Source organism: Sneathiella sp. D3-11 (assembly GCF_055809395.1).
In genome coordinates this window covers 2,583,245-2,600,837 of sequence record NZ_CM147911.1, presented here as the reverse complement: position 1 = coordinate 2,600,837, position 17,593 = coordinate 2,583,245, and the positions used below count along the sequence as shown (strand labels likewise).

General features: G+C 51.9%; 21 protein-coding genes and 2 pseudogenes. 9 read left to right on the top strand and 14 right to left on the bottom strand.

Annotated features, from left to right (window positions below; all coding sequences use genetic code 11):
• Nucleotides 1-17: 17 nt before the first annotated feature.
• The gene (locus tag AC0L73_RS13275) at nucleotides 18-308 is read left to right on the top strand and encodes a 4a-hydroxytetrahydrobiopterin dehydratase (RefSeq protein WP_227947735.1); all 291 of its coding nucleotides are present in this window, start codon (nucleotides 18-20) and stop codon (nucleotides 306-308) included.
• 2 nt (nucleotides 309-310) lie between these two features.
• Here AC0L73_RS13275 and AC0L73_RS13270 read toward each other — a convergent pair whose 3' ends face one another.
• Nucleotides 311-1,072: a 3-hydroxyacyl-CoA dehydrogenase gene (locus AC0L73_RS13270; RefSeq protein WP_227947736.1), complete on the bottom strand. Its 762-nt coding sequence runs from the start codon at nucleotides 1,070-1,072 to the stop codon at nucleotides 311-313.
• A 121-nt stretch (nucleotides 1,073-1,193) separates the two neighbouring features.
• Here AC0L73_RS13270 and AC0L73_RS13265 point away from each other — a divergent pair, with 121 nt between their 5' ends.
• The 3 genes from AC0L73_RS13265 to AC0L73_RS13255 all read left to right on the top strand — a co-directional run bounded on the left by AC0L73_RS13265 (nucleotide 1,194) and on the right by AC0L73_RS13255 (nucleotide 3,085).
• The gene (locus tag AC0L73_RS13265) at nucleotides 1,194-1,574 is read left to right on the top strand and encodes a YkvA family protein (RefSeq protein ID WP_227947737.1); all 381 of its coding nucleotides are present in this window, start codon (nucleotides 1,194-1,196) and stop codon (nucleotides 1,572-1,574) included.
• 128 nt (nucleotides 1,575-1,702) lie between these two features.
• A complete protein-coding gene (locus AC0L73_RS13260; protein ID WP_227947738.1) occupies nucleotides 1,703-2,419 on the top strand; it encodes a CoA transferase subunit A in 717 nt (238 codons plus the stop codon).
• A gap of 24 nt (nucleotides 2,420-2,443) precedes the next feature.
• Nucleotides 2,444-3,085 (top strand): CoA transferase subunit B, encoded by a 642-nt coding sequence (locus tag AC0L73_RS13255; RefSeq protein WP_227947739.1) that lies wholly within the window; start codon nucleotides 2,444-2,446, stop codon nucleotides 3,083-3,085.
• A gap of 7 nt (nucleotides 3,086-3,092) precedes the next feature.
• Here the strand turns inward: AC0L73_RS13255 and AC0L73_RS13250 are convergent, their stop codons facing one another.
• From AC0L73_RS13250 to AC0L73_RS13230, 5 genes are all read right to left on the bottom strand, one after another.
• On the bottom strand, nucleotides 3,093-4,016 hold the full coding sequence (locus AC0L73_RS13250) for a DMT family transporter (protein ID WP_227947740.1): 924 nt from the start codon (nucleotides 4,014-4,016) through the stop codon (nucleotides 3,093-3,095).
• Between the two features lie 109 nt (nucleotides 4,017-4,125).
• Nucleotides 4,126-4,899: a DMT family transporter gene (locus AC0L73_RS13245; RefSeq protein ID WP_473653951.1), complete on the bottom strand. Its 774-nt coding sequence runs from the start codon at nucleotides 4,897-4,899 to the stop codon at nucleotides 4,126-4,128.
• 145 nt (nucleotides 4,900-5,044) lie between these two features.
• On the bottom strand, nucleotides 5,045-6,289 hold the full coding sequence (locus tag AC0L73_RS13240; protein WP_227947742.1) for a class I SAM-dependent methyltransferase: 1,245 nt from the start codon (nucleotides 6,287-6,289) through the stop codon (nucleotides 5,045-5,047).
• A 6-nt stretch (nucleotides 6,290-6,295) separates the two neighbouring features.
• Nucleotides 6,296-7,276 (bottom strand): NADPH:quinone oxidoreductase family protein, encoded by a 981-nt coding sequence (locus AC0L73_RS13235; protein WP_227947743.1) that lies wholly within the window; start codon nucleotides 7,274-7,276, stop codon nucleotides 6,296-6,298.
• Between the two features lie 86 nt (nucleotides 7,277-7,362).
• Complete coding sequence (locus AC0L73_RS13230; RefSeq protein WP_227947744.1) at nucleotides 7,363-8,391, bottom strand: asparaginase; 1,029 nt, start codon at nucleotides 8,389-8,391, stop codon at nucleotides 7,363-7,365.
• A 68-nt stretch (nucleotides 8,392-8,459) separates the two neighbouring features.
• Here AC0L73_RS13230 and AC0L73_RS13225 point away from each other — a divergent pair, with 68 nt between their 5' ends.
• From AC0L73_RS13225 to rlmN, 3 genes are all read left to right on the top strand, one after another.
• Nucleotides 8,460-8,999 (top strand): RNA methyltransferase, encoded by a 540-nt coding sequence (locus AC0L73_RS13225; RefSeq protein ID WP_227947745.1) that lies wholly within the window; start codon nucleotides 8,460-8,462, stop codon nucleotides 8,997-8,999.
• Between the two features lie 155 nt (nucleotides 9,000-9,154).
• Nucleotides 9,155-9,622: an invasion associated locus B family protein gene (locus AC0L73_RS13220; protein WP_473653950.1), complete on the top strand. Its 468-nt coding sequence runs from the start codon at nucleotides 9,155-9,157 to the stop codon at nucleotides 9,620-9,622.
• Nucleotides 9,623-9,670: 48 nt separating this feature from the next.
• Complete coding sequence (gene rlmN, locus AC0L73_RS13215) at nucleotides 9,671-10,837, top strand: dual-specificity RNA methyltransferase RlmN (RefSeq protein WP_473653949.1); 1,167 nt, start codon at nucleotides 9,671-9,673, stop codon at nucleotides 10,835-10,837.
• Here rlmN and AC0L73_RS13210 read toward each other — a convergent pair.
• Together AC0L73_RS13210 and AC0L73_RS13205 are read right to left on the bottom strand one after the other, a co-directional pair.
• Nucleotides 10,832-11,302: a GNAT family N-acetyltransferase gene (locus AC0L73_RS13210; protein WP_473653948.1), complete on the bottom strand. Its 471-nt coding sequence runs from the start codon at nucleotides 11,300-11,302 to the stop codon at nucleotides 10,832-10,834. The genes rlmN and AC0L73_RS13210 overlap by 6 nt on opposite strands.
• Nucleotides 11,303-11,338: 36 nt before the next feature.
• Nucleotides 11,339-12,512 (bottom strand): annotated as a pseudogene (locus AC0L73_RS13205) (benzoate/H(+) symporter BenE family transporter).
• A gap of 99 nt (nucleotides 12,513-12,611) precedes the next feature.
• On the opposite strand from AC0L73_RS13205, the gene AC0L73_RS13200 reads away from it, so the two are divergent.
• Together AC0L73_RS13200 and AC0L73_RS13195 are read left to right on the top strand one after the other, a co-directional pair.
• Nucleotides 12,612-13,178, top strand: coding sequence for a helix-turn-helix domain-containing protein (locus AC0L73_RS13200; RefSeq protein WP_227947750.1), 567 nt, complete (start codon nucleotides 12,612-12,614; stop codon nucleotides 13,176-13,178).
• 100 nt (nucleotides 13,179-13,278) lie between these two features.
• Nucleotides 13,279-14,486: pseudogene (locus AC0L73_RS13195) on the top strand (argininosuccinate synthase).
• 5 nt (nucleotides 14,487-14,491) lie between these two features.
• Here AC0L73_RS13195 and AC0L73_RS13190 read toward each other — a convergent pair.
• From AC0L73_RS13190 to AC0L73_RS13165, 6 genes are all read right to left on the bottom strand, one after another.
• Entirely contained in the window at nucleotides 14,492-14,806 is a 315-nt protein-coding gene (locus AC0L73_RS13190) for a hypothetical protein (protein ID WP_227947752.1), read from the bottom strand.
• A 9-nt stretch (nucleotides 14,807-14,815) separates the two neighbouring features.
• Entirely contained in the window at nucleotides 14,816-15,700 is an 885-nt protein-coding gene (gene folD, locus AC0L73_RS13185; protein WP_227947753.1) for a bifunctional methylenetetrahydrofolate dehydrogenase/methenyltetrahydrofolate cyclohydrolase FolD, read from the bottom strand.
• 31 nt (nucleotides 15,701-15,731) lie between these two features.
• Nucleotides 15,732-16,049 (bottom strand): DUF167 family protein, encoded by a 318-nt coding sequence (locus AC0L73_RS13180; RefSeq protein ID WP_227947754.1) that lies wholly within the window; start codon nucleotides 16,047-16,049, stop codon nucleotides 15,732-15,734.
• Nucleotides 16,046-16,333: a YggT family protein gene (locus AC0L73_RS13175; RefSeq protein WP_473653947.1), complete on the bottom strand. Its 288-nt coding sequence runs from the start codon at nucleotides 16,331-16,333 to the stop codon at nucleotides 16,046-16,048. The genes AC0L73_RS13180 and AC0L73_RS13175 overlap by 4 nt, the downstream gene beginning before the upstream one ends.
• 101 nt (nucleotides 16,334-16,434) lie before the next feature.
• Nucleotides 16,435-16,569 (bottom strand): hypothetical protein, encoded by a 135-nt coding sequence (locus tag AC0L73_RS13170; protein ID WP_265334738.1) that lies wholly within the window; start codon nucleotides 16,567-16,569, stop codon nucleotides 16,435-16,437.
• Between the two features lie 112 nt (nucleotides 16,570-16,681).
• Nucleotides 16,682-17,542, bottom strand: coding sequence for a crotonase/enoyl-CoA hydratase family protein (locus AC0L73_RS13165; protein ID WP_227947756.1), 861 nt, complete (start codon nucleotides 17,540-17,542; stop codon nucleotides 16,682-16,684).
• Between the last annotated feature and the right edge of the window lie 51 nt (nucleotides 17,543-17,593).

The following is a 17,593-nucleotide window of genomic DNA, read 5'->3' as shown; positions in this document are numbered from 1 at the left end:
TTAACGGGAGAATATCCATGACTGTTAGACTAAGCGCGGAAGAAATTGAAGAGGCGTTACGTGCCCTTAATGGCTGGACGGCGGTAGACGGCCGAGAGGCAATCAAGAAATCGTTCAAATTCTCGAATTTCAATCATGCCTTCGCCTTTATGACCCGCGTCGCGCTCAAAGCCGAAAAGATGGATCATCATCCCGAATGGTTCAATGTCTATAATCGGGTGGAGGTTACCCTTGCCACTCATGACGTTGATGGCCTGAGCAGCAAGGATATTGAGCTTGCAACCTTTATGAACAAAGTCGCCGAATAAGATTACTTCGGTGCCATCCGGATCGCGCCGTCAAGCCGGATAACCTCCCCGTTCAGCATCTGGTTTTCCATGATCTGTCGAGCAAGCTTCGCATATTCCGAAGGATAGCCAAGACGGCTCGGAAATGGCACGGAAGCGCCCAACGCCGCCTGTACATCATCAGGCAGGCTTTTAAGGAGCGGTGTCTCAAACAAACCCGGGGCAATCGTGACAACCCGGACGCCGATCGAGGCAAGATCGCGCGCGATCGGCAAGGTCATGCCGACGATACCTCCTTTTGACGCGGAATAGGCCGCCTGACCGATCTGACCGTCAAAGGCCGCGACAGACGCCGTATTGATGCAGACGCCCCTCTCCCCACTTTCCATCGGATCCAGGGCAGCCATATCGGCGCTCGCCCGGCGAAGGCAGTTAAAGGTACCAACCAGATTAACCGCGATGACTTGCTCGAATTTATCAAGCGGGTGCATACCCTTGCTGGAATAGGTTTTAGCCGCCGGGCCGATACCGGCGCAATTTACAAGAATGCGGGCTGGTCCATGGGTATTCCGCGCCTTATCGAACGCGGCCTCCACCGATGCGTCGTCAGCTACATTGGTGGTGCAGGCGACGCCGCCGATTTCCGATGCGACCTTTTCCGCAAGTTCTGTGTTCATATCGAAAATTGCAACTTTGACTCCCGCAGCTGCCAGCATTCGGGCGGTCGCCTCACCGAGACCTGAGGCACCACCTGTAACAATTGCTGATTTGTCGGAAATATCCATTCTTGTTCTCCAGTATTTTGTGGAATGATCCTGAATTTGATATCTTTCCATATACTGCCTGCATCAAATTGTGAAGAACAGCCTTCTTGCAAAGCAACGGAAGCAGCTACATATTACTCATATGTCTGAACCAAACGATGACGATATCTCCGCCTTTGATGAGACAAAGCTTGAAAATGACAAGCGCCTTGTCATGCGGGAGTTTGCCCAGAAACTTCGCAGGAATATCGGCAAGGTTCCTTTTGCCGATGATGTAACCGCCAGTTTCTATTGCGCCCTAGATGGTAAAAGTCCAGCATTTGTGAAAGCCGTTCTGTTTGGCGCGCTCGCCTACTTTATCATGCCCGCAGATGTCATTCCTGATTTCATCGCTGGTGTCGGTTTCACGGATGATGCCAGCGTTCTCATGGCGGCAATGGCAACGGTCAAGAAATATGTAAATGAAGAACATCGGGAAAAAGCCCGTGTTTTTCTGGACAAGGAACCCGCCTCTGCGGAGTAATTCAGGACCTCCCTGCCAGCTTTGTTAGAAACAGGTGCATTTTAAAAAAATTGTGCGTAGCAACAAATTTTTTGATATATAGCATTCCCATTCAACGAAACTGACATCCGTTTGATAAGGAACTTGGAATGAGTGACAGGAAGATTTATGCCGACGCAACGGCAGCCATGGACGGCATACTGAAGGACGGCATGACGATTATGTCCGGTGGGTTTGGTCTCTGCGGAATGCCGGAAACCTTGATAGAGGCTGTAAAAGCATCCGGCGTGAAAGGGCTGACTGTCATATCCAACAATGCGGGTGTAGATGGCATCGGCCTGGGTGTCCTTCTGGAAAGCAAGCAGATATCGACAATGGTTTCTTCCTATGTTGGGGAAAACAAGATGTTTGCTGAACAGTATCTGAACGGCGATCTGGAAGTTGTTTTCACGCCTCAAGGAACGCTCTCGGAGCAAATTCGAGCAGGTGGTGCGGGTATCCCCGCCTTTTTCACCAAGACAGGCGTTGGTACGCTGGTTGCGGAAGGTAAGGAAGTCCGCGATTTTGACGGCGAGGATTATGTCATGGAACGCGGCCTCACTGCCGACGTTGCTCTGGTTCACGCCTATATGGCGGACAAGGAAGGTAACCTCGTGTTCCGCAAGACGGCCCGCAACTTCAATCCGATGATGGCGACTGCCGGGCGCGTCACTGTCGCCGAGGTCGAGCATCTGGTGGAGCCTGGCGAGATCGATCCTGATCATATCGTCGTTCCAGGTGTTTATGTGCAGCGGATTGTCCATGTACCGAATCCTATAAAACATATTGAACAGCGGACCACCCGCCCCCGCAATCAGACTGCCTGACCGACAGAGATAGAGGACTTACACATGGCTTGGACAAGAGAACAAATGGCGCAGCGCGCCGCCCAGGAACTTGAAGACGGCTTCTATGTCAATCTCGGCATCGGCATTCCGACACTGGTATCCAATTACATTCCTGAGGGCATGGAAATCCAGCTCCAGAGCGAAAACGGCATGCTCGGAATGGGCCCCTTCCCCTATGAGGGAGAGGAAGACGCAGATCTGATCAATGCGGGCAAGCAGACGGTAACGGAACTGCCGACCACCAGTTATTTTTCAAACGCTGACAGCTTCGCAATGATCCGCGGCGGACATATCAACCTTTCCATCCTCGGCGCGATGCAAGTTGCCCAGAACGGTGATCTCGCCAACTGGATGATCCCGGGCAAGATGGTCAAGGGCATGGGAGGCGCGATGGATTTGGTTGCTGGCGTGAAGAAAGTGATCGTGGTTATGGAACACACAGCGAAAGGTGAACCAAAGCTTCTTAAAACCTGTAATCTTCCATTAACCGGCAAAGGTGTCGTTGACATGATCATTACAGATATGGCGGTTTTCAAGTTTGAAAAAGGCGGAGAAACCGTCATGAAACTGGTACAGCTTGCCGACGGTGTAACGCTTGATGAGGTTCAGGCCGCGACCGAGGCTGAATTCGACGTCGCCCTTTAGGGCGGCGTCAACTCTCCAGTACGGCAGGTTTTTTCTTGCCGAGTCCGGCCTCACGACGCACGATATAAAGGCTGGAAGCAACGATGATGCACGCACCAATAAGCATGGCGAGCGTCGGAACTTCGGCGAAGATAAAAAAGCCCAGAAAGCCAGAAAATATAAGCCGGGTATAATCGAACGGTGCGACGGCGGTCGCCTCCCCAACCGAAAAGGCACGGATTGCGCAGAAATTTGCACCCGAGCCAAAACAGGCTAGCAAGACCAGTATCGCGATATCCTCAAAACTCGGCTGTATCCAGACGAACATCGCCGGAACCGCAGAGATGATTGACGCGAAGAGACCGAAGTAGAACATCATCGTCGGCGGTGCTTCAGTTGCACTCAATTTTTTCAAGAATACGGATACCATTGCGACCATCAACGCGCCGAACAGGGCAACCAAGGAAGCAAATTCAAATTCACCCTGTGACTGAACCATCACCAACACTCCGATGAACCCAACGGCCGTCGCCGTCCAGCGCCGCCAACGTATCATTTCGCCGAGGAACAAAACCGCCAGCAGGATCAGGAAAAGTGGACGGGTAAAGGTGAGCGCAACGGCATCGGCGAGCGGCAGTTGTGTAATCGCATAAAAAATGGAAAGCATGCCGAGAATCCCGACAACCGCCCGGGCAATATGGAGTCTCAGGACCTTTGTTTTAAGGCCGGAGATTCCACGACGGAGCGCAAAGGGAAGGATAACGATGAACCCAAACAGGGCGCGTAGAAAGGCAATCTGGAAACTGTCCATTCCCTCGCCAAGAAACTTTATTCCGACTCCCATGCAGGAAAAGAAAAAACCACCCAGCAACATCCAGAGCGCGCCTTGTCCGTTTGCAGGAATTCGGGAAAAAATGGTATGTGCAGAACTGCCTGGGCGGAAGGGCATCATTTTGCCGGCCCGGAACGGTTCTCTGCCTTTGTTTGTGCCAGTATTTCTTTTTTAAGTGCGCTGCTCACCCGGGTTTCCCGAATGGCAATGTAAATTGAAGAGGCAAAAATTATCGCCGCGCCAATATACGTAAAGAGATCCGGCTCCTGCAGAAAAAAATGAAACCGATTAACGCCGAGAATATGAGGCGGAAGAAATCAAACGGCATCACAATCGACACATCAGCGAGCGTGTAGGCTTTTGTAAAAGACAGATGACCGATTGTTGCCAGCAGCCCAATTATCAATATGGCAATCAGTTGCTCCAATGTTGGAGTTTGCCAAACAAAAATAGCCGGAATTAAAGACATCGGGATAATCAATATCTGGTTCAAGGCGACCATTGCCGCTGTATTTTCCGTTCGCGACAAAAGCTTCACCATCGTCATCGATCCAGCCATGGTTAGCGCAGAAAAAATGGCGGAATAGGATCCGATGCTTAGTTCGGCCAGCCCGGGCCGAAGAATAATCATCGCCCCGATAAATCCGACAATCATAGCGGCACCACGACGAATACCCACAACCTCGCGCAAGACGACAATCGCCAATATTGTGCCGAAGATTGGAGCCGTAAAATTCAGGGCAACCGCGTCAGCGAGCGGCAAAACACTTACCGCGTAGAACCAACTCAGCATGGACGCGAAACCGAATAAGCTCCGTAATCCAAAGGCACCAATGCGTGCCGTTTTTAAGACACCGAATCCTGCCTGAAAAAACCAGGGCAGGAAAAAGAGAATGCCCGCCACATTCCGTAGGAAAACTACTTGGAAAATTGGCATTCCACTATCAGACACATAACGGATAATTCCACCCATCATGGAGAAAAGAAGGCAAGCGATTATCATCAGGCTCACCGCCTGCAAAATCGGAGAGAGTTTAAGAAAGGGTCTAATCAGGACACGTAAAAATACCATTCTCACCAGAATAAATCGGCAGCCATAAAAGGCAAAGCACAAATAACGCAATACAGCTGTGCGTTTTAAGCGCCCTCTAATCGCGCCTCGACTTGAGCCATAGAAGATTAAGCCCCTGTAACATTTTATACGTGGGGGCGTAGCGCGCCCGAAAATTGGGCCAGGTCATAGAAATATCGGCCTGAATGTCCCGAAGACTTTTCCGACCATCAATTTGAAGGACAAATTCTGCGGCACCCTCTGGTACGTCAAACGTCATCGGTTCCGCATCAAAATGCGCCGTAAGGGTGGATCGCATGGCAAGGGTCCGGGAGAGTGCCTCGGCATTGTCATCCTTCAGGAAGGGTATCATTTCAGGATCGAACTTTGCTGGTCCGGCAGCGTCTCCCCCCGTTTTCCTGATGTAGAAAGTATGTGTCTTGATTGTTCCGGAGAGATTCTCAGCCAGTGCGGCGCGCACCCCATCATCTAGTTTACGAGCCCGCTTTCGAAGCTCGGTATCCTTGAGGTATGTCTCCGGCTCATAGCGTATCGGTTCGATAAAACTTACGAGATCCAAACCAGCGCCGCCTATAAGTTCCAGAACTTCAGGCACCAGATAACTTCTGTCCCGTGGGTGCAGCAGCAAATCATAGAGCGCAGCATCCTCTCCCAACTTGTGATCACCGAGCACCTTGTTCTTGTTGAGCCAATTGCCAGACGGAAGATCAATTAGAAGACTTTTGGCGAGCTTTACCTGCCCGTTTACACTTTCATCCTCCGTCAGGACCCGAAGGGCATTCTGTATCGGATAAACACCTGTCCGCCCAAGCGTCGCGTAAACCATAAGTCCCATGCCTCCGTCATCTGCAAGGCTGGCTGCAAGCGCCGCAAGTCCTGTTTCGGGTTCTTCCAAATGATGGAGTACACCGCAACAATCGATATAATCAAACAGTGGAAGTTTCAGTGTGGGGAGATCTAGAAGAGAGCCGGTTATAAACTCAATATTCTCGAGGCCGCGCACTTTCGCCCGTGCCTCGGCCACTTTTCGGCTCGCCGTGGATAGATCGAGATAGGTGACATGCCCCGCCTTTCCCCTGTCCGCCAGATGCTGCGCCAGCATAATAGCAGCATCGCCGGTTCCTCCACCCGCCACAAGCACGCGAAAAGACTGTGAAAAATCGCGTTTTCCGGCGAAAAGGTAATGATTAAGCTCATCAAGATGGCTCGGACTTCCTTCAATCAGCCGCGCCGCCTCGTCTTTCGGATCGCGAGGAGGATAGGGTAGCGCTTCATACTGACGTTTGACCGCCTTATCGCGCCTGCCCTTCCCCTTCGCCATAAAAGATCAATCCTTAACGGTGATGATGACCTTGCCAGTGGTCTTGCGTGAAAGCAGTGCTTTCATAGCATCTGCCCCCTGCTCCAACGGGAAATGCATGGAAACATGTGGTTTGATCTTGCCGCTTTCCACCATGTCCAACATCGCCTGGAAGTTTGCACGGTTCTGCTCCGGATACCGGCGAGCGAACTCGCCCCAGAAGACACCCACTACCGAACAGCCTTTAAGCAGAGCGAGGTTGGTTTTAAGCTCCGCAATCCGACCAGAGGCAAATCCGATTACGAGTAAACGACCGTTCCAATTGATGCAACGCATGGACTGGTCAAACGCGTCGCCGCCAACCGGGTCATAAATTACGTCAGCACCTTTTCCGTCCGTCAGTTCCTTGACGCGGTCACGAATGCTTTCCGTTGAATAGTTGATGACATGCTCCGCGCCATACTGCTTGACTATATCCATCTTTTCATCGGAACCGACCGTGCCAATCACCGTCGCGCCGAGCGCCTTGCCAAGTTCAACCGCATTTAGTCCTACGCCTCCGGCTGCACCATGGACCAGCAGGACCTCGCCCGGCTTCAAATCACCCCGGTCGACGAGCGCGTGATAAGTCGTGCCATAAGTGACCGGGAAGCCAGCGGCTTCATCAAAAGGCATATTGTCGGGAATTTTGTAGGTCCCATTTTCCGGCGCCAACACATATTCCGCAAAGCCGCCCACTCCATGATTAGCCATAACCCGATCGCCAACGGCAACCTTTGTGACGCCTTCACCGATTTCCGTTACGATGCCGGATGATTCCATGCCGGGAGAGAAGGGGAAGGGCGGCTTGACTTGATATTTGCCCGCAATCATCAGGGTGTCGGGGAAATTCAGACCGACGGAATGCACCTCTATCTTGACCATTCCTTTTTTAACTTCCGGTTCTGGTACATCCTCCATTACCAGAATATCCGGATCCCCAAATTCCTTGCAAACAAGAGCTTTCATGATTTTTTCCTAAATGTCATTTTTGTTGTTATTGCGATTGGGAAACTTACCCTTCAACAAAAGCTGAGGTCAATCTCCGAGATTTTCTAGCCTTCCAGATCGGCCCTGATCTCGCCGACTGTCAGATCATTCCGGTTGCGCAGAATGGGGCGAACGAACGGATCAATTGCCCGATGAATGTCATCATCAAGAACCCCGAGTTCGTCAAGAATTGCACCAAGCGCAACCTCCACCGCTCTCGTCGTTCCATCGGCGGCTTTGATTGCGATGCCAATGCCGTCCTCCGGTAGGGCCGCGAGATAGACGCCTTCCGCACCTACCTTAGCAATAACCCGGCCCTTTGCCGCGCCGTTAATTGCGGTGCAGAGCCTGTCAGATCCCGCAATCATTTCGGGATATTTCGCAATTGACTTCTGTAAACGGGCACAGGCGGCAGCCCGATCCGCACTGAGCTTGGACGGATCGGCAAATCTTGCGAATGCAAGCGCAGCCTGCTGCAGTGGAATACCGATCGTGGGAATGGAACAACCGTCAATCCCGATCGGCGCTTTCGATAGATCTAGATCAGTGAACTCTTCCAGCACGGCGACGATGCGCCGCTGCACCGGATGTTCTCGATTGATGTAGCCTTTTACCTGGTCTTTCAAATGCACAGCCGTACACAGGAAGCCTGAATGTTTGCCCGAACAGTTATTATGCGCGGGCGATGGTTCCTGGCCCGCGGCGGCAAGTGCCCGCGCCGCCGGATCATATGTCGGCCAATGCGTGCCGCATTCCAGGTCCTCAATTCCGAGGCCGAGCCGTTCGAGCCAGCCAGTCACCGCCTCGACATGTATAGGTTCCCCCGTGTGAGAGGCGCAGGCAAGCGAAAGCTCTTTTTCACTTACGTTGAATGCATCCGCTGCCCCGCTTTCAACCAGTGGCAACGCCTGCAGGGGCTTGATTGCAGAGCGGAGATAGACCGGACTGTCAACTTTTCCCCAGCATCTCACCATCTTACTCGCCGAATCGCATACGGCAGCAGAGACAAGATGACGGCTCTCCACCATCGACCCGCGTGTCACCGACACGGTAAAAGGAAGACTTGCAGAATTATCAGAGGAATGGTTATTCATATTCTGGCCCAAAGTGGTTTTGTAGTTCGGGGTTTTTATCAGGAAACCGGTCAGGAGAGTAGATAATTATGGCAATTTCCCGGGGATATTTTGGTATCGGGGTAGAGGGGATTAGCAAGCCGATGAATGCAGGCAACCTTTTCCGCACTGCCCATGCTTTCGGTGCGAGCTTTGTTTTTACTCTCGGTGCTGAATATTCCGTTCGCAAGGCCCGCTCGGACACCTCCGTCGCGCCAAAGAACATCCCGTGGTATGATTTTGGAAATCTCGATGAAATGCAACTGCCCAAGGGATGCAAGATTGTCGGAGTGGAACTACTCGACGAGGCAACAGAACTCCCGAGTTTTTTCCATCCTATCAGCGCCGCCTATGTTCTGGGACGCGAGCGCGGCTCCCTTTCGCCAGCTATGCAGGAAAAATGCGACTACTTTATCAAAATTCCGACAAATTTCTGTCTGAATGTTGCAACCGCTGGGGCAATTGTTATGTATGACAGAATAGTCACCCATGGACGATTTGCCCAGCGACCAACCGGTGAGCTTGGAAAGCCGGTACCCCTAGAAACGCATATCCAGGGGGCGCCGATCAAGCGGCGCGAAACGGATTGATGTTAGACATGCAATTGAACAGGTTGAGTGGATGTTCCAGTTTGAAGAAAAATTGAAGATGCCGAGGGTAGAAAAATCTACGTCAGGCCGCTATTCTTTCGCCATGTATAGATTATCAGCAAGTTTTCTACTGACCCTAACCCTTCTTCTGTCCCTTGCCGGGGACAGTTGCCGCGCAACAGGCAGAGCCCCGTGTTCTTGGCACTTTTACTGATTGGCTTGCCTATAGTTGGATCGAGAATGACAACAAGGTTTGCTACATGCTTTCTCGGCCGCTTAAATCAACTCCGAAAGGAGTAAAACGTGGTGACATTTATTTAATGGTAGCCTATCGGCCAAGCTCAAAGTCCAAGGAAGAAGTCAGCCACGTTGCCGGTTACCCGTTTAAAGATAAATCAACAGTTGAGGCTTTGATCGGTAGCAACAGGTTTCTGCTCGCGACAAATAACGAGGTTGCCTGGGTTCCGGAGGGCGGCAGTGACGAAAAGTTGATCAGCGCGATGCGTGGCGGATCGAAGATGATCGTTAAGGGAACATCAACGCGTGGGACGCTAACTGTCGATACATATTCACTCCAAGGCTTCACCGCCGCTTACAAGCAGATTAGAAAAAGCTGTACTTGATCGACCTGACAAGAGTATAAGCCGCTTTTTTAAGATATAGTGGAAACCATGGATCATTTGATTCCCGATGTGGCCGCCGTTGACCGGCAACCGGAACTACTCGCCATCCGTCAAAGCCTGATAGGGCTCGACCGGAGCGAAATAGCGGGTGCGCTGGCTGAGGCGGGACTGGATGAGAAAACCTCCCGGATGCGGGCGCGCCAGCTGTTCCACTGGCTTTACTACCGCGGTGCCAGCACTTTCGAGGACATGACCTCGATCTCGAAAGACATGCGCGGTTGGCTACCTGAAAAATTTACAGCGGAACGGCCGGAAATTACGTCCCTTCAGGAATCGACTGACGGCACGCGTAAGTGGCTGGTGAAATTTCCGGATGGCCAGGAAGTAGAATCGGTACATATCCCGGAAGAGGATCGCGGTGCGCTTTGCGTATCAAGTCAGGTCGGCTGTACCCTCACTTGCAGTTTCTGTCATACAGGCACCATGAAGCTTGTGCGAAACCTGACTGCAGGCGAGATTATCTCCCAGATGCTCGTCGCGCGTGACACGATCAACGAATGGCCAAGCCCGAAGGGCGAACGTATGATCTCCAACATCGTTATGATGGGTATGGGCGAGCCGCTTCTGAACTACGATAACGTCGCCAAGGCGCTCAAAATCATCATGGATGGTGAGGGTATTTCGCTTTCCAAGCGGCGGATCACTCTTTCGACATCCGGCGTCGTTCCAAAAATCCACCAATGCGGTGAAGAGCTTGGCGTCAATCTCGCCATATCACTTCATGCGGTTAACAATGAGGTGCGCGACATTCTGGTGCCGATCAACAAGCGCTATCCAATCAAGGAACTATTGCAGGCCTGCAAACAATACCCAGGCAGCAACAATGCGCGCCGGATCACATTCGAATATGTCATGCTGGACGGCATCAATGACAGCCCGGCTGACGCGCGGGAGCTCGTTCGGTTGCTGAAAGACATTCCCGCGAAGGTCAATCTGATCCCGTTCAATCCTTGGCCCGGTTCGCAATATGAATGCTCCAGTAATAATGCGATGCATCGTTTTGCGAAAATCGTCAACGACGCGGGTTACTCTTCCCCCATTCGCGTACCGCGCGGGCGCGATATCATGGCCGCCTGTGGCCAGCTTAAATCTGCAAGCAAGAAAGCCCCCGCGTCTGTGCGTCGCAAAGAATCTGGCGCTATTGCTAGCCTATAACTCAAGCTGCATGGTGATGCTGGTAGGACGATCGTAGCCTTTATGAGCAGTTGTCCCAGTTTGGCGAAAGCCGCGTCGGTGGAAGAAATCATGCACTTCCGTAAGTTCAACACGTGACTGCAATTCAATCAGCTTTTTTCCTTCAATGCGAGAAAGGTTAATCGCTGCATTCACAAGCGCAAGACCAATACCTGATTGCTGTGCCTTCGGGTCAACCGCAAGCTTACCAAGATACATCCTCTCGCCTATATCTTTCAGAAAACAACAGCCAATCAGCTTGCCTTCCTCTCGCGCTAAAAGAAGCGCTTCCTCCTCTGATTTTTGAACAATTGTGTCTTCATTTAAAAGGTGCAGAGAGGACGGTGGATCGATGCGGGTTTCCATATAGGCGAATGCATCAAAGAGGAGCGCAAGCAACTCCCGCCATTCGACAAAACCCTCTTCCTTAACTGCAACCCTTACCATCGCTTAATCCCGTGCTTTCTCAATATTCGCAATAATTTACACTTTTACACGTCCCGTAAAGTGCTTGCGAAAGAGGTAGGCGCACATACCAATAACAATTCCCCAAAAAGGCGCGCCGATGGACAGGAGCGTCATACCCGATGCTGTAACGGCAAAGGTCAAGATCGCCGCATCGCGCTCTACCTCCTCCTTGAGAGCGGATTCAAGACTATTGGCGATCGTAGACAGAAGGGCAAGCCCGGCAATCGCCATGACGAGCGCCGCCGGAAAGGCTATGAACAAAGCCGTAATCGCCGCGCCAAATAGCCCGGCAAGAATATAGAAAACCGATGCCCAGAGCACAGCAGGATACCGCTTTTCCGGATCAGGATGCACATCAGGGCTCATACAAAGGGCCGCCGTGATTGCCGCAAGATTAAACGCATACCCCCCGAATGGAGCCAGCAAAACACCTGTGAAACCTGACCAGCCAATCAGGGGAGATGCCGGCGCATCATAGCCATGCCCCCGGAGAACAGCGATGCCCGGCACATTCTGTGATGCCATTGTCACTATGAAAAGAGGAATCCCCACACCAATCAATGTGGAGATGTCAAAGCTCGGCACTACAAAGACTGGCAGCGTGAGGGAGAACTCTGCCTCGACCGGGGATATTTGGCCCCCAAAGAATGCAATCGCAACTCCGGTCAGAAGAGTGAGCGGGATAACGTATCGGGGCATAAACTGCTTCGCAACGAGGAAAACGAAAACCATCGCACCAACCATGACAACATCTGCCTCCAGCGCGACAAACGCATCCAGACCAAACCGCAACAGGACCGCTGCCAGCAAAGCTGAAGCGAGCGATTGCGGCACAAAAGCCATTATCTTCTGAAAAAGCCCAGTAACCCCGCAAAGCGTGAGCAGGACGGAACTGAAAAGAAACGCACCAATGGCGTCCCCCATCGGTATGCCGGGCAAGCTGGTCGCAAGGAGTGCCGCGCCGGGCGTTGACCAGTGCAATCAGGATTGGCTGGCGATAAAAGAGGGTGAGTCCGATACTGCTGACGCCCATGCCAATCCCGACCGCCCAGAGCCAAGAACTGATCTGATCCGGTGTCGCGCCTGCCGCATTTGCCGCCTGAAAGACAATCGCCCCCGCACCGGCATAGCCGACCAGTACGGCGACAAAGCCTGCGGAAATGTAGCTCGGAGAGAAATAGCGGAGCATTTTGATCTATACCTTCCAACATAGTATGCGTTATAACGCACAAGCAACGCCAAACTAACAGATGTGCGTTATAACGCTCAAGAAAAAAATGGACGCTTTATGCAGGAACTGAAAAATCACCTTTCAACAACCCTCAAGCATCTTCGCAAAAATCGCGGCTGGAGCCTGGATGCTACCGCCGCGGCAACTGGCGTGAGCAAAGCCATGTTGGGACAAATCGAACGAGGCGAATCGAGCCCGACAACCGCTGTCCTCTGGAAGCTGGCGACGGGATTTCAGGTTTCCATCTCTTCCCTGATGGAACCGCTACCCGAAATCTCGGCGGATACTGTTATTCGAGACGCTGAAGAAATCCGCAATATTCCCGGCGATAAGGGCATGGCCGTTGCCCCGCTTTTCCCGTTTGAACCGCGCTTCGGCTTTGACCTGATGGAGCTTACCTTCCTTCCCGGATATGAGCGCGTATCAGAGCCGCATGAACCGGGCGTTATCGAACATATTACTGTCATGTCCGGAAAAATGGAGATTCTGACCGACGATATCTGGCAGAAACTTGAAAAAGGGCAGACAATACGCTTTCGTGGGGACAAGCCTCATGGGTATCGGAATCGGAACGATGAAAAGGCCGTTACGCTTTCAGTGATCCACTATCCGCATCGTACCTGAAATATGCGGAAATCTGCCCCTTGCGAAGCCTTTACTTTTCCCCTAGTTTGCGCGCTGCAAAGTTGCCTGAATAACAGATTCCCTATTGAGGTCCCCAGTTATGTCCCAAGAAATCAAAAAAGTCGTTCTCGCCTATTCCGGCGGTCTTGATACTTCCGTCATTCTGAAATGGCTTCAGACGACCTACAATTGCGAGGTTGTTACTTTTACGGCTGACTTAGGTCAGGGCGAGGAACTGGAACCGGCCCGCGCCAAAGCAGAGATGATGGGCATCAAGGAAATCTATGTGGACGATCTGCGCGAAGAATTCGTGCGTGATTTTGTCTTTCCTATGTTCCGCGCAAATGCGGTGTATGAAGGTCAGTACCTCCTTGGTACTTCCATCGCGCGGCCGCTGATTTCAAAACGGCAGATCGAGATTGCGAAAGAGGTCGGCGCCGATGCCGTTGCCCATGGCGCAACCGGTAAAGGGAACGACCAGGTCCGGTTCGAGCTTGGCTATTACGCGCTTGATCCCGATATCAAGGTTATTTCCCCTGGCGGGAATGGGACCTTAACTCCCGCACCAAACTGATTGACTTCGCCGAAAAGAACCAGATCCCCATCCCGAAGGACAAGCGCGGCGAAGCTCCATTCTCGGTCGATGCGAACCTCCTCCATATCTCGGCGGAAGGCAAGGCATTGGAAGACCCATGGGAAGAAGCCGGGGAGTATGTCTATTCGCGCACAGTAGCGCCGGAAGATGCGCCGGACATCCCAACCTATATCCAGGTTGAGTATGAAAAAGGCGATCCGGTTGCTGTTGACGGCAAACGGATGAGCCCGGCGGAATTATTAACCGCACTGAACAAACTCGCCGGCGACAACGGCATCGGGCGGCTTGATCTGGTGGAAGGCAGATTTGTCGGCATGAAATCACGCGGCATCTATGAGACGCCAGGTGGGACGATTATGTTAGAAGCCCATCGTGGGATCGAGCAGATCACCCTTGATCGCGGCGCCATGCACCTGAAAGACGACATCATGCCCCGCTATGCAGAACTGATTTACAACGGCCTCTGGTTCTCCCCAGAGCGGGAAATGCTGCAGGCCCTGATCGACAAGAGCCAGGAAAAGGTGACTGGTACCGTCCGGCTCAAGCTCTTTAAAGGACGGGTAAGCGTTGTCGGGCGCAAGAGCCCCTACTCCCTCTATTCGATGGAGCATGTGACGTTCGAGGAAGACACGGTTTATGACCAACGTGATGCCGAAGGCTTTATCAAGTTGAACGCGCTTCGTCTGCGACTTCTGCATCGGCAGAAAGGCTAAAGCTCTTAATGAAGACGATGATCCGACCCCGGATCGTCGTCATCGCCCTCGAAATCAGGGACTTCCTCCACATAGGGGACGTAGCGGTCCTTGATAAAAAGCGCGGCTGCAAACGCCGCTCCTGCAATTGCCCCGATCGCCATAATCTGCGGCATCGACGGGACCCATGGCAGTGTCCAGCCAATATCAAATGCGCTTAGGATAAACAGAACGCCCGCCATCGGCAGCGCGATAACAAGAATGCTGAAGACAATTCCCACCAACGCGCCAACGGCGACAAATTTAAAAAAACGTCCGATAAGCGGGCGGGAATATCGCACAGGAAGAATTTACACCTTTGGTTCGGGAACACCGGCCTGACGGCAGGCGGCCGTTATCGTGTTGGCCAGCAGGCAGGCAATTGTCATTGGACCAACGCCGCCCGGAACCGGCGTAATCGCCCCCGCCACCTCAACTGCCTCGGTAAAGCAAACATCACCAACAAGCCTGGTTTTACCGTCATCCTTGGGAATACGATTGATCCCGACATCTATCACGGTTGCGCCGGGCTTGACCCAATCGCCCCGAACCATCTCAGGACGGCCCACCGCAGCAACCAGAATATCCGCCCCCCGACAGACATCGGGCAAGTCGCGGGTGCGGGAATGCGCAATGGTAACTGTACAATTCTCCGATAGAAGCAAGCTCGCCATCGGTTTGCCAACAATATTCGACCGACCGACAATAACAGCGTTCATACCGGAAAGATCGCCAAGCGTATCCTTCAGCATCATCAGGCAGCCAAGCGGCGTACAGGGCACCATCGCCGGAAGACCAACCGCCTGCCGACCGGTATTGATCACATGGAAACCATCAACATCTTTCATCGGATCAATGGCATCCAGCACTGCCATCTCGTCAACCTGTTTCGGCAGCGGCAATTGCACAAGAATACCGTGAATTGTAGGGTCTGCATTAAGGCGGTGTACGACTTCCAGCACTTCTTCCTGACTGGCAGTCATCTCCAGACGGATTTCTTCAGATTTCATGCCGGCTTCCGTTGTCGCCTTGCCCTTGTTGCGGACATAAACTTGGCTCGCCGGATCTTCTCCGACCAACACTACGGCAAGCCCTGGCGTCAGATTATGAGTTTCTTTCAGGATAGCAACCTGCTTGCCAGCCTTTTCCCGCACACGGACCGCGAAGGCCTTGCCATCGATAATTGTCGCTGTCATTATTCCATCCCCTCACCGCGATATCGCCTGATCATAAATTATCTAACCAGACCTTTATCCGATCTTCTGTCTCCGATGGATCACCTAATATCAGCAAGGTCTTGTTTCGATCAAGCTTGCCTGAGACAATCTCAAAATTTCCTCGGGCATACTTTATTGATTTCGACAGAAGTTTGACCAAGGCGCCATTGGCTTTCCCTTTTTCAGCGATCGCCGTCACTTTGATTTTAAGTCTAGAGCACCCTTCACCATCGACAAATATATCTTCAATCCGGTTTTGTGCAGCGTTCGGCGTGAGACGGATATCGAGCAGTAATCCGTCCTCACTTCGTCTAAACGGCAGTGTCACATCATCATCGGGGCATATTCAAACAAGAGATTACGAAGGAAAATCAGCAATAGAATGAGAACAACGGGCGAAATGTCGAGTCCGCCCATCGTCGGTATGATTTTTCTGATCGGGCGCAGCGGAGGATCCGTGATCTTGTACAGAAAATTGCCCACCGACGCGACAAACTGATTGTTTGTATTGACGACATTAAACGCAACGAGCCAGCTCAAAATCGCATTTGCAATCAAAAGCCAGATAAAAATACTGATAATCGTACTAATCAGATAGAGTAAGGAAGTCATGTATATACCTGCGCGATTTAATCCATCCTACATTTAGGCGCTAAGCCTGCAAAACGCAACCATTCTGCAGATTTCCTTATAACGAATACAGCTTTATTAATTCAAGGGTGCAAAGCCGATGTTGTTGCCAGATTAGAGCTTGTGGCGCTGGTTTCAATATTAACCGCCGGATTGGCAGACTGCAGCGACAATAAGAACAACAAACCGCCCTGAACAAGAATTGATGTGAGCTTCATAAGACTATCTCCGGTTCTTGCTGAATGACACGCAAGAACCGGAGATAATTTTTGGGCGTTTTGACTAAATTTTTTATACACCTATAAAATGTATTCACATAATTCAGTATGCTTATTTAAATTCAGGTTCCTCCCACCAGGGGTAATAGTCGGGCATATCGGTCGACGGGCGCATAGTGAATTTTGCTGGCCGCTTTTCCAGAAAAGACGTAATCCCTTCGGCAACATCAGGGCTTTTGCCCATCACCTGAATGCCGCGGCTATCGATCTTATGGGCTTCCATCGGATGATCTGCACCCATCATGCGCCACATCATCTGGCGGCAAAGGGCAACCGAGACAGGCGCCGAATCTGCAATAAGTTCCTTAGCGAGTTTGCGAGCCGCTGGCAAAAGTTCATCAGGCTGATAAACCTCCTTTACGAGGCCGCCAGACTTCGCTTCATCCGCCGGAAAGATACGCCCAGAATAGACCCATTCCGCCGCCTGCGAGATACCAACCAGGCGGGGCAAGAACCAGCTGCTACAGGCTTCCATAACAATGCCACGGCGTGAAAAGACAAAACCGATACGGGCTTTCTCGGACGCCAGGCGGATGTCCATGGGCAAGGTCATTGTCGCCCCGATGCCAACCGCCGGACCATTGATGGCCCCAATTATCGGCTTCTTAGATTGATACATCCGCAGTGTTACCCGCCCACCGCCATCACGGTGCACCTCGCCGTCGTTTACCTCGCCACGCGCTTTGTAATCGAAGGTTTCTGTCCCTTTTCCAAGATCGGCCCCCGCGCAGAATGCCCGCCCCGCGCCCGTGATGATAATTGCGCGAACATCATCGTCATTATCTGCCTTGTCAAAGGCGTCAATCAATTCATCGCGCATAATCTTGGTAAAGGCATTCAGATTATCCGGCCGATTTAAAGTAATGGTCAGGATCTGATCTTCGACATCATAAAGAATATGCTCATAGGCCACGGGTTTTCCTCCGATTTATATGTTTTTATAGCGTCTGCCTTGTCCCGCCAT